Genomic DNA, 12,237 nt, shown 5'->3' with positions numbered 1-12,237 from the left:
TAACCTTACACATTTGTTACGGATGAATTGAGCAGTACGAATAGCATCGTCTATGGCTTGATACTGTTGAGTTTTAGCTTTAACTTTAAACTCTAAGACAAACATTTTACGCAGGGGGGACTTAGACAAAATCAGTATAGCACAATAAAAGTTAAGTTAACAAGATATAGTTTAAAAAGCCGTCCTAAAAGGACGGGGCTTTAACCCAAAATTTCGGTAAAGTATCATTGGAACTCCCCTGTGGTGGAAAACTGTCATTTGTTAAGCTAAAAGCTTAAATCTACTTAGTTTCTAACCTTCTTTTTGGGTAGGAGAATTGCCAGATTTTTTTTGCTGCTTCTTGCTTTCAGAAGCTGATAACTGATAGCTATATTAATCCAGAGCGCGACGAATTTGAAGACAACACCATTCTTGACGTTTCCACAGGGCAGCCACTGTCCAGCCTTGGGGTTCTAAAATATCTGTAACTGCTTGTGCTTGGGTGACGAGGATGCCGCTTAAAATTCCCCAAGTGGTGGGTTTTGCCAGACGGTTGATTTCGGGCATTAAAGCGATAATTGTCTCGGCTAAAATATTACAAACGATGCCATCGACACCATCGGGAATTAATTCTAATAACTCCTCGACACTACCCTGATTAATAGCTAAATTTTCGGGGTTAATTCGGTTGAGATGGCGATTACTGCGCGTCGCATTCACCGCCAGCGGATCTGTATCGACAGCATAAACTTTTTTGGCCCCCAATAAAATCGCTCCGATCGCGAGTATGCCGGAACCACAACCGATATCGGCGATAATTTTAGGCTCTGGATGGCTACTTAAACGCATTTCTAGGGATTCTAGACATAATTGCGTGGTTGGATGCGTTCCCGTGCCGAAAGCGGAACCGGGGTCAATTTTAATCACCAATCTCTGGTTATTTTCGGGGGGATTTAACCAAGCAGGACAGATCAAAAAGCGATCGCCGATCTCGCTAATTTGCCAATGTTGTTTCCAACTGCTGGCCCAGTCTTCCTCGTCCATTAACTGCCAATGGCTGACAGGTTCGGGAAAACCTAAAATCAAAGCATCCTGCTTTAACCAGAGGCTTAGTGCCTCTAAATCGGGCAATTGCGCTTTAATTTCTGGTATATAGGCCTTAATCTCTAAAGAGGATTGTTTTTTAGCAGTGGCCGTTCCCGAACAGCCAAAATTTTCCAGTCTCCAGAAAACCGTTTCTTCGAGACTAGGTTCGCACAAAACCGTAATTTCCCACCAACTATTAGACATATATCAGTGATCAGTGATCAGTTATCAGATTTGAGTTTTCAGTCAACAGTATTAAGTAGGTGGGTGGAATTAAATATAAGATGAACGTAGGTTGGGTTGAAGCATGAAACCCAACGCCCGCATGGGTTACGCTACCGCTAACCCATCCTACAAATAATTGTGCCTCCCTACTTAAGTGGCAAGTGCGGAGCTTTCTTTTCACTGATTACTGATTAAGCTAAGACGCATTTAAACCGCTTATTCTTAGATTAGCCCCCCTTGCCCCCCCACCCCCCCGATGTTGGTAGTAGGGTTGATTCATGAATCAACCCTACCTTGAATCAACCCTAGGGGGGGTGGGGGGTTGCCCCTTGCCTTCAGAAGCTGATAACTGATTTAATCTAGAGTTTCACTGTATAAGCATCACGGATACCGGGGACTTTAGTAATTTCCGAGAGAAGACCTTCTGGTAAAGGATCATCGAGACTCAGGGCCATAACTGCGTCACCGCGAATAATTTTGCGTCCTACCTGCATACTGGCGATATTGACATTAAAACTGCCTAAAAGTGCGCCAATTTTGCCGATAATACCGGGCATATCCTGGTGAAGGGTGAATAACATATGATTACTCGGTGGCACGTTAATGGGGAACTCATCGAGGTCAGTAATGCGGATTTCTCCGGTGCTTAACAGCGCCCCAGTGACGGAATGGGTCCCCATAGAACCATTAGCTTCCAAATGAATCGATCCCGAATAGTCGCGGGTGGAAGCATCCCGGGTTTCGATTACCCGGATACCGCGTTCCTTAGCTTCGATCGCCGCATTAACATAGTTTACCCGTTCCCGGAGGGCTTGGGAAAGTAAACCCTTAATGGCCGCTATCACTAGGGGTTGACTGTCTTTAGTGGCCAATTCTCCCTGTAAACGGACATTTAACGAGTCACAGCGACCTCCTGCCAACTGACTGACGAGATTACCCATAGTTTCCGCTAATTGCAGGTAAGGGCGCAGTTTTTCCATAACATCGGGAGTTAGTCCGGGGATATTAACAGCCGAGCGCGCTGGCAAACCGAGGAGGACATCGCGAATTTGTTCGGCCACATCAATAGCCACATTCACCTGTGCTTCCGTAGTCGATGCACCTAGGTGGGGAGTGAGGATGACGTTAGATAATTCTCTTAATCTAGATTCGCCTAAAGGTTCCTGTTCAAATACATCCAAGGCTGCCCCGGCGATTCTACCGGATTCGAGGGCTTCAATTAAAGCCAACTCATCGATAATGCCGCCTCTGGAACAGTTAATGATGCGGACCGTGGGTTTCATCTTAGCGATGGTTTCCCGACCGATGAGATGCTGGGTTTCGGCAGTTTTCGGGACGTGGAGAGTGATAAAATCGGACTCAGCAAAGAGTAATTCTAGATCCACCAGGGTGCAACCGAGTTGATCGGCGCGTTCTTTGGAAATAAAGGGATCGTAGGCGAGAATTTTCATGCCTAGGGATCTAGCAACGGCGGCGACGTGGGAACCAATTTTACCTAAACCGACGACTCCTAGGTTCTTTTTATAAACTTCTGTGCCGATAAAGCGATTTCTTTCCCATTTATTCGCTTTTACCGACTGATTGGCATCGGGAATATGACGGGAGAGGGATAACATCATGGCCAAGGCGTGTTCGGCAGCGGCGATCGTGTTACCTTCGGGAGAGTTAACGACAATAATACCCTGACGAGTGGCCGCGGGAACATCGATATTATCGACTCCTACCCCCGCGCGGCCGATAATTTGCAGTTTGCTGCCCGCTTCGACGATTTCTTTGGTGACGCGGGTACTGGAACGGAGCATCAGTGCGTCGTATTCGGGGATAATTTGAATGATTTCCTCAGCGGATAGTCCTGTTTTCACGTCCACTTGGGCAACCTGTGACAGAATTTCTACTCCTACCGGATCGATCGAATCGGATACCAGAACTTTGGCCATAATCTTTATAACGTGCTTTATTCAGTCTACGGGCAAATGCTAGACCAATATTCGGGTCTAGCCGCAATGGCCTATTTTAGGAGCAAAGGGTGCAGTCCAGGGCAAAATTAGCGAAAAGATTTTAGGTTGTCATTCTTAATTGTCGTCCATGGTGTTGATGTCAGCCTCTTGCCGTTGTCACTGAGATATTGCTAATTTAATCACGGTGGCGATCAAGTTTTCCGCTTCTTTTTCTAGGGCCTTTTCTAGGGCTGCCATTGCTTCTGTTTGACAATTTCTAAGTAGCTGGTTATAATTAAATTAAGAATAGATTTTAGGTTCGATCCCCCCTGCCCCCCTTGATAAGGGGGGTGCCGATAGGCGGGGGGATCCCCCTTAATAAGGAGGCATCTGATAATTTTTAACGCCTACCTACTTATGATATTCACACAGTAGAGAAAAAGCCAAAAACCTCCGTTATACTTAACGGAGGCTGGTTAATTAATTAACAATTTTCAGCTACAATTTCGCCCCACATTCAGGACAGAATTTATTATTCCAACTGTTAACCGCGCCACAACTGGGACAATTGTGCATTTCACAACCCCCGGTGACAATTTTCGGTAAACCAATCATACGGGCATTACTTTGACCGGGGGCGACCATGGGATAACAATTTTCGTCCTTAGTCACGATCGCATTGACCAAAACCGGACCATCATGGGCCAACATTTCGGCAATTTTTGCGGCTAATTCATCTCGATGGCGAATAGTAATGCCTTTAATGCCGTAAGCTTGGGCTAACAGTTCCACATCCGGCATTCCCGCTTCCATATTGGAATTAGAATAACGTTCCCCATAGAAAGCTTCTTGCCATTGACGTACCATACCCTGCCAACCATTATTAATAATAATCGTCTTGGCATGAATATTAAATTGGGTTAGGGTGGCCAATTCCTGTAGATTCATTTGGAAACTGGAATCACCACTAATACAGATGACCTCCTCATCGGGAATAGCCACCTTTACCCCCATCGCAGCAGGTAAACCGAAACCCATCGTCCCCAATCCCGCGCTAGAAATCCAACGTCGGGGACCATTTTTGAGGAATTGGGCCGCCCACATCTGATGCTGGCCCACATCGGTGGTATAGTAGGCGTGGGGTGCTTGACGACCCACCTCAACGATTACTTCTTGGGGGGAAAGTCTGCCTTCCGGTAGGGGGACTTGCAGGGGATAATCTTGCCGCCAGCGCTCGATCTGGGCTAACCAAGCTTGGGTGCGATCGGAATTAGTGGGATAATCAAATTCTCTGGCTTTTTGGAGTATTTGTTCTAAAACTACCCGCACATCCCCGACAATCGGCACGTCAGGGGCGCGATTTTTGCCCACTTCCGCCGGGTCGATGTCCACATGGATTACCTTAGCTTTCGAGGCGAATTCGTCCAATTTCCCCGTTACTCGGTCATCAAAACGAGCGCCGACGGCAATTAATAAATCACACCCGGTCACGGCAAAATTAGCGTAGGCAGTGCCGTGCATTCCTAACATTCCCACCGAGAGGGGATGATGTTCATCAAAAGCACCGATACCCATTAACGTGGTGGTAACGGGTAACTGAAAACGCTCGGCAAACTCGGCAATTTGGGCGTGGGCATTAGCTGCGATCGCACCTCCGCCAACGTAAAGTAAAGGTTTTTCGGCGGTTTCCAAGAGGTGCAAAGCGGCCTCGATTTGACGGCGATTACCCTTAACCGTGGGACGATAACCGGTTAGTTTCACATCTCCCGGTTCGACGGGGATATAATCGCATAGTTCTAAACCGACATCTTTGGGAATATCGACTAAAACCGGTCCCGGTCGTCCTGTACTGGCGATGTGGAAGGCCTCAGCGACGATTCTCGCTACTTCCCGGGCATTTCTAGCCACATAGGAATGTTTAACAATCGGGAGAGTAATACCATAAATATCGGTTTCTTGGAAAGCATCGGAACCGATGGCCGCCCGGCTGACCTGACCGGTGATAATTACCATCGGGATGGAGTCCATGTGTGCGTTAGCGATGCCTGTCACCAAATTGGTCGCCCCGGGGCCGGAAGTACCGAAACAGACTCCCACTTTGCCGGTGGCCCTAGCGTAGGCATCGGCGGCATGGGCGGCCGCTTGTTCGTGGCGCACTAAAATATGTTGTAATTCTCCCCGCTCTTCAAAGCGGTAGAGTTCGTCATAGATGGGCAGGATCGCACCTCCGGGATAACCGAAGATGTGCTTAACGCCATGACGTTTGAGACTGTCCATCAAGGCATAAGCACCAGAACAACGCTGGGGAACCGTTGTTAAAGAGTTATTGGGCTTGGGAAGTGATGAAACCACAGGGCAAACCGTCCAATTTCTAACTAGAGGGATAATTGCAATTCTGTTGCCTAGGATGCAACTTGAAAAATAGCAAAATTGATAACCTTATACTTTTAGTGTATTCCATCTCACCTTTTTGGCTGCAGTTTTTTTTCTTTTTGCATCTTACCCATGCAATATCTGGGGAAGTGGGAAGTGGGGTGATGGGGGATAAGATGATAGATGCTGGTGATTTCACCTGATCTTGACTGAGCCTGGGAGTTTTATGAATAGTCTTTTGATTGCGGCTACGGATACCGATGCGGGTAAAACCGTTGTCACCACTGCTTTAGTGGCTTATTGGCAAAAATACTATCCCTCCAAGGCCTTGGGGTTGATGAAATTAATGCAAACGGGTCAAGGCGATCGAGAATGGTATGAGGGCTTATTTCAGGGTCAATTAGAAATGATCACACCGCTGCAATATCAAGCACCCTTAGCGCCTCCTGTGGCTGCTGATTTGGAAGGTCGAGATATTCCTTTAGGGACAGTGTGGCAAGCTCTGCTGAACCTACAAAAAAGCCAAGATTTGGTTTTAATTGAGGGTTTGGGGGGTTTAGGTTGTCCTGTCACTCACGAGCTAACTTTGGCGGATTTAGCGGCTCAATGGCGGTTAAAAACCCTTTTAGTGGTGCCGGTGAAATTGGGAGCGATTTCCCAAACGGTGGCTAATATTGCCCTAGCAGAGCAGAAAAAGGTCAATTTGGGCGGAATTATCCTTAATTGTCTCGAACCGCGCACGGAGACGGAGATAGAGCAGTTAACACCGATCGATTTAATTCAATCCTTGACTAATTGTCCGGTTTTAGGTGTTTTTCCCTTTATCGAAGATCGTCGGGATTTGGATAAATTGGCCTCGGTGGTAGCTAGTTGGCCAGAAATTAAGCTGCCCGCGCATTTAAATTGCTTGTTGAGATGAGGCAAAAGGCACAAGGCAAAAGGCAAAGCTGATTCCCAGCATCTTTCAATTTGACAACACCCATTGTAGGGCTAATTCATGAATTAGCCCTACAGGACATCGGGGGGGTAAGGGTAGGGTTGATTCATAGTAGGGTTGATTCATAGTAGGGTTAATTCATAGTAGGGTTGATTCATAGTAGGGTTAATTCATAGTAGGGTTGATTCATTGTAGGGTTGATTCATTGTAGGGTTGATTCATAGTAGGGTTGATTCATTGTAGGGTTGATTCATTGTAGGGTTAATTCATGAATTAGCCCTACAGGACATCGGGGGGGTAAGGGAATAAATTAGGGGAAGTCCAGATATTCTTGTTCTGTTAGGGCAAATTCTGGATCGATGATTTTTACTTCATTATAGGTGAGTTGATAGAGTTTGTAAACTAAGTGATCGATCTGCTTTTCTAATTCGCTTGTGTCAGCGTTAGGATCGTCTTTTTTTGCGGTGAGAATTTTGTCAACTAATAACTTAATTTTTATTTGATATTTGTGATCTACAATTTTAATAGGAATCGGCGAAATAAATTGTTTATTCGCTTCAAAAAAACCATTGTCTTTTGGCTTGCCAACTAATTTAAAATAAAAATTTGCAACTTTAGAGTTTAAAATACCCAATAAATATTTTATATCTACTTCATCTTCATTGATAGGTTTAATTCCATTAACTCGAACGTTATTTAAGAAAAAATCTCCTTTTTCATCAAGAAAACATTGTAAATCAGAGACAGTTTGAGCAACTCCTATTTTTGATAAAGTTTGTTTGTCAAGATTTTGGTTCCTTCCAAATTGATACCAATAATCATCATTATTAAATTTATTGTTTTCTCGACTTCTCAAAATAGCTTCATTATCTTTTAAATATCTAAAAGCTTTTGGATAATTATTTTTCAATAAATTAATGTCAAGCAAAGCAAAATTACCACTCGCTTCATAAGGATGAAGCAAATATTTATTTGTATTTGGAATTTTATACCGTTTAGCATCTGTTCCTGAAATTAGTGGTTTCATAATAGCGTCTTCAATTTCAACTTCTTTATCTAGTATTTTTGAAAAATATATTCCTTGCGAAATTTTTTGTAAATGATAAATATTGTCTGCACTTGTTTGAATCCCAACAAAAATTTGCGCTATTTCACCTAAAGGTTTTGAATTTAACTCAAGCTTTTCTTTGATTAACAAAATATGTTCTTTCCCCAAACTCCAATTATTTTCATTTAAGCTAGAAAAATAAATTTCCGAAAATCCTTCAGTCTCAAAGTTATCAGCTTCTGTTTTTAAATATCTAAAAAAAGGTCTAGGTCTTTTACTAAATTGTTGACAAGCAGTATAAATAGTTGCATCAATAAAAACTTGGGTAGAGCCAAAATCTAAAAATCTTAATAAATAATGAGATTTAATCATTAAGCTTCTTAGGGGTTTTCCGTACTCGTTATAAATCCAAAGAGAAGGCATTATAAAATCAACTATACCGTGCGAATTTAACAAGCTTAATGATTTTTCAACGAAAGGAAGATAAATATCAAAGTTACCTTTTTTTGCTGTTTGATAATTTTTAGAATAATAATCACAAACCAAAGAATTAGATTTTTTTAAATCTTGTATTGAAATATAGGGAGGATTCCCAATTACAACATCAAACCCAACAAAATCTCCGTTATCATTCAACACTTCAGGAAACTCAAACCGCCATTCCAAAGCATTCTTATACAGCTTACCGCTTTCAATATCTGCAATTTCAGCAGTTAGCTTATCAATCTCATTATTTAACTTAGTTACTTTTTTCTCCCGCGCTTTTTGCTCCGTCTTAGTCTCCTCAAACAATAAACCCTGATTTTCCAGATTATAAAGTTCCCCTTGTAATTGACGTAACTTCACTTTCTTAGGATCACTAATTAATAAATTAGCACTAAACCCAGCCTTAATCTTAGCAATCAGCGTTTCCATCTCCCGCTTTTGTTCCTTATTTTCCGCATTGCGATAAGTCTGTACCGCATTGCGATATTGCTCAATACTAAACTTCTGCTTCTGTAAAACCTGTTTAACATCCACATCCAAAGCAAAGCGACTAATCAAAGAATTACCACACTTGATATTAATATCAATATTTGGCAAAGTTTCTAAATTGCCATCCTCTCGATAATAAGCATTTTTTAAAAGCTCAATCCATAACCGCAACTGACAAATCGTCACCGAATTAGGATTAATATCCACCCCAAATAAACACCCTTCAATAATCGTCTGTTTCTCATGAAATAAGGCTTGCTGTACCCGTTGCTTTTCTTTATTATTCGGATGATAAGCAAATAAACTCCCCTCATCATCGTAAACCAATAACTTATCGTTTCGCACCTCTACCCGATAATCTTTTAGCGACTTACCCGAACTATCTAATAAAACCCGTAACTCACTCTTAATCGCGATTATCTCATTCAAAGCTGAAACTAAAAAATGTCCCGAACCCACCGCCGGATCGCAAATCTTCAGGCTATTAATAATAACATTTGCCTCTCTTTTGTCCTCAATTCGTTCATATAAATCATCTAAAGTTTGACAATTCCAGCCTTTTACTTCATTAAACTTCTGCACAATCGCTCTTCGTATCGTTTCCCGACACATATACATGGTAATAAAACTCGGCGTATAAAAAGAACCGTCCTTATAACCATTAATCTTTTCAAAAATTAACCCCAACACCGAAGCATTAATTAACTTTTCGCTATCTTCTTGAGGATTTTCTAACTCATCTCGATCGAATTTATAAGCATCCAAAAACTCAAACAAATAAGCCAACGCATTTAACTCGCCTACTCGCTTATTACCCTGATTATCTTTTAGCACCGTCGCTGTAAAAATGGGTAAAGTTCGCTCCCGCAAATTGCCAATAAAAATCGTTTGCTGTTCCGTCTCCGTTGGTTCAAATAGCGAACTATTTAAATAAGGTACATGAGCAAAAGTCGTTTTAACCTTAGCCTCGCGCTTATTTGTCTCCCTAGCTAACACATCAAAAAACAAACTATCGAGATCATCATAACTGGGAACTTTCGCCAAATTGAGAAAGGCAAAATCTCGATCGCCTTGATGATATTTAATTAACTGCGCTTCCAATAATTTGAGAAATAAAACCCGATTAATCCAATTAATTGATAACCGCAACGCCACATTATAAAGCCGTTCCTCATCCGTAGTTCCAAACTCTTCAGGATTTTTTAATTGTGCAATTTTATCTAAACTATCCAACCGACTAATCGCATTTTCAATCAGGGAACCATCACAGCGATCGCCTTCTTTCATTCGTCCGATTAACTTCTTCCCTTTATCCTTAACTTCCGTCAAACCGATAATATACAAAAGCTCATTATAAAAAGGCTTATTTAAAGTATTGCTATCATTAACAAAAGGTAACTTAAGTAAATGTTCTGGCGAAAGAATCTTGTAAATATCAAGCAAATCTAAATTTTCCAGATCTCGCAGATCAAAATGGGTAAATTTAATTTGCTCAATAACTTTAGTGATCGCTGGTTCTGCAATTTGTTGATAGAAAAAATCCGTTTTCGTACTACTCAGTCTCCCTGCTTCAAAATCGCAAAACTGGTTAACTAGAGCCTTATTAGCAAAAAACAACTCCTCAAAAATCTTCGCATCGAAAATAAACCACTCATAAATATTGGTCACGATCAAGTGTTTAATATTAAGATTTTTATCCGTCACCCTTTCGCGGAGAAAATATAAAACTAACTGCTGAAAAGCCTTAGTATTGAGATGATCCAGTCTTGGCATTTCTGCATTTATTGTCTGAGTAGGCTTCTTCGTCTCAAAAATGACCCCCACTGGACTTTTAACATCCTGGTTATTATGAATCACCAGATCAATGCGCTCTTTTGTATTGATAAAATAGCGATCAGCATAATAGGTATTTTTTAAAAAATCTATCAGCAAATTTTTATTAAACTCTTCCGACTTTTTGCTGTCACATTGGTCTAACAAGCGCGTTAAATTAGCTTGAAAAACCTGAATTGTTTCAGCATCAGGCTTGATTTTTAAGTACACCCGATTTAAGGCTTGCTTGAGTTCTCGCTTATTGACAATCATAAAAGTTTACCTCTAGGGAAACTACCGACTAATTTTATTATAAGTAGGGAGGCACAATTATTTGTAGGATGGGTTAGCGGTAGGACTTAATTAGTCGTCGCCGGCAACTTGTCGAGATGCGGACTGCCGAAAAGAACCGACGGGAACGCGCTCGCGGTAAAGCTCGATATCGAAGCCCATCTTGAGTATCTCGATAACTGCCTTGAAAAACTCAATCAAGAAATTGAGGAATTGACCCAAGCTAACCAACAATGGCCCGAGAAAGTCAAGTAATTTCTACTACTCTCGTCTCCGACTTACCAGAACTCGGTCAATTAACCGCCAAACAAATCTCTCGCTTAGTTCCTAGAGATTCACACTTTTTGTTATCTCTAATCAAGGGTTGCGCTTGCTTTGGTTTAACCTGAGCAGCTTAGCTTTTGCTGCGCTTTTTTCCGGCTTGAGATTTTGAGTTTTACGGCAACTGCTTGAGTTTTTTTGAATTCCCCCTTGACCATCAAGACAGTCGCTACACTATACTCGTTGTCAAACAGCCAAGTTATGGTTCACAATTGTGCCATTTTATGGGTAAATTCACAAAGTGTCACAACCGTTAGTGAAACTTGATCAATCTTTTTCTAACATAAAAGAAAGAGAAATAAAAATGGGGGGATTGAGATGTTTTTAAGCTATCTAGGATTTATCGGATTTTGTGTGATTTTTGGAGCCTTAGTCTTACTAGCTTTTGGAATTTTACAATGGTTGCACATCCCGTCAGGAAATTTAATCGATTGGTTGATTGGGATCGCCAGTTTTTGGTGGTTGTTAGTGATTGTGACTGTTCCTTGGAACATTTATTTTGATGCCCAGGAAGTCATCGCAGAAGCAGCAATTTCTCAAGAAAAAAATATTCCCGTAGATCGGAAACAAGTTGATTATGTTAAGACAGTAGCGCGTTGGTCAATTCGGCTCGCAATCGCCTTACATTTGCTGTCAGGAATTGGACTTTATACCTTAGCAGCAACGGGAATTAGTGCAGTAGGATATGTGAGTTCCGGTGCAACTTTATTATTGACAGCTTTACGTCCGGCGATTCGGGCTTATCAATATTTAGCCGTGCGTTTGTCAATGATTCGAGAACAGATTAAGTATCCCAGAGAGGATGTAGTAGAGTTGCGCGTTCGCGTCTCTAATTTAGAGGCTAATGTGGCAATAATTAGGGAAAAACTCGATACAGAAGCAAATATACAGCAACAAGAAGTCAAAATAACTCGCCAAGAATTAGCCCGTCTGAAAGCCTTACTAGAAAAATTAGAAGCTAAAAATCAGGTTGAACATGAAACCTTATCTCAGGAAGCACAAAATGCGATCGCACAACTGACAGAAGACAGTCAATTTCTCAATCATGTACGAGAGATTATTCGCTTTTTCAAGACAGCTTAGATGAGATTAATTTCTTAAGAGATCTAACCAAGGCTGAAACCTTTACTGTTCCCTGTTCCCTTGTCTCCACAGTTAACTTTACCTTTACCTTTAAGTGGTCGGACAAAAGTAAAGTTAACCGTGGGAGTCAGGAGTCAGGAGTCAGCAAGAATTGCCAGAATTACATTTCT

Annotated in this window: 6 protein-coding genes and 2 pseudogenes; 3 read left to right on the top strand and 5 right to left on the bottom strand. The window is 41.8% G+C overall.

The window, feature by feature from the left end:
• The 4 genes and pseudogenes from H6G48_RS26170 to ilvB form a co-directional block, all read right to left on the bottom strand.
• Positions 1 to 105: pseudogene (locus H6G48_RS26170) on the bottom strand (RNA-guided endonuclease InsQ/TnpB family protein); the annotation flags it as partial.
• Positions 106 to 372: 267 nt separating this feature from the next.
• Positions 373 to 1,269, bottom strand: a complete 897-nt coding sequence (gene prmA, locus H6G48_RS07450; protein WP_061432292.1) for a 50S ribosomal protein L11 methyltransferase — start codon at positions 1,267 to 1,269, stop codon at positions 373 to 375.
• Positions 1,270 to 1,649: 380 nt separating this feature from the next.
• The gene (gene serA, locus H6G48_RS07445; RefSeq protein WP_150975455.1) at positions 1,650 to 3,227 is read right to left on the bottom strand and encodes a phosphoglycerate dehydrogenase; all 1,578 of its coding nucleotides are present in this window, start codon (positions 3,225 to 3,227) and stop codon (positions 1,650 to 1,652) included.
• Positions 3,228 to 3,725: 498 nt separating this feature from the next.
• Entirely contained in the window at positions 3,726 to 5,579 is a 1,854-nt protein-coding gene (gene ilvB / locus H6G48_RS07440; RefSeq protein WP_190720590.1) for a biosynthetic-type acetolactate synthase large subunit, read from the bottom strand.
• 247 nt (positions 5,580 to 5,826) lie between these two features.
• Between ilvB and bioD the strand changes: the two genes are divergently transcribed.
• The gene (gene bioD / locus H6G48_RS07435) at positions 5,827 to 6,519 is read left to right on the top strand and encodes a dethiobiotin synthase (RefSeq protein ID WP_103112471.1); all 693 of its coding nucleotides are present in this window, start codon (positions 5,827 to 5,829) and stop codon (positions 6,517 to 6,519) included.
• Positions 6,520 to 6,847: 328 nt separating this feature from the next.
• Here the strand turns inward: bioD and H6G48_RS07430 are convergent, their stop codons facing one another.
• The gene (locus H6G48_RS07430; protein WP_190720587.1) at positions 6,848 to 10,645 is read right to left on the bottom strand and encodes a type IIG restriction enzyme/methyltransferase; all 3,798 of its coding nucleotides are present in this window, start codon (positions 10,643 to 10,645) and stop codon (positions 6,848 to 6,850) included.
• A gap of 83 nt (positions 10,646 to 10,728) precedes the next feature.
• Between H6G48_RS07430 and H6G48_RS27410 the strand changes: the two are divergent.
• Both H6G48_RS27410 and H6G48_RS07425 read left to right on the top strand, forming a co-directional pair.
• Positions 10,729 to 10,989: pseudogene (locus H6G48_RS27410) on the top strand (IS110 family transposase); the annotation flags it as partial.
• A 313-nt stretch (positions 10,990 to 11,302) separates the two neighbouring features.
• A complete protein-coding gene (locus H6G48_RS07425) occupies positions 11,303 to 12,067 on the top strand; it encodes a hypothetical protein (RefSeq protein ID WP_147070965.1) in 765 nt (254 codons plus the stop codon).
• Positions 12,068 to 12,237 lie beyond the last annotated feature (170 nt).

Source organism: Microcystis flos-aquae FACHB-1344 (assembly GCF_014698375.1).
In the GTDB taxonomy this organism is placed as follows: Bacteria; Cyanobacteriota; Cyanobacteriia; order Cyanobacteriales; family Microcystaceae; genus Microcystis; species Microcystis aeruginosa.
This window is presented reverse-complemented; position numbering and strand designations above follow the sequence as displayed.